Source organism: Streptomyces sp. NRRL S-1022 (assembly GCF_000720135.1).
GTDB lineage: Bacteria > Actinomycetota > Actinomycetes > Streptomycetales > Streptomycetaceae > Streptomyces.
This window is the reverse complement of the sequence record NZ_JOIU01000221.1, coordinates 1-211: the sequence shown is the minus strand read 5'-3', so window position 1 is coordinate 211 and position 211 is coordinate 1. Positions and strand designations below refer to the sequence as shown.

General features: G+C 70.6%; 1 protein-coding gene. It reads left to right on the top strand.

Features of this window, described 5'->3' with window-relative positions; translation table 11 throughout:
- Positions 1-211, top strand: a 211-nt coding sequence (locus tag IG05_RS43430) for an acyltransferase domain-containing protein (protein ID WP_037816124.1), incomplete at both ends; no start/stop codon positions are given.

Genomic DNA, 211 nt, shown 5'->3' with positions numbered 1-211 from the left:
CGCCGAGTTCGTGGCCGGCTGGGACGGCCGGCTGACCGTGGCGGTGGTCAATGCTCCCGGTTCGGTCGTCGTGTCGGGTGATCTGGACGCGTTGGACGAACTGCTGGCGGCTTGTGAGGCCGACGGCATCCGCGCCCGCCGCCTGCCGGTGAACTACGCCGCCCACTCCGGCCAGGTCGAGGCGATCCGCGAGCAGTTGCTGACCGACTTG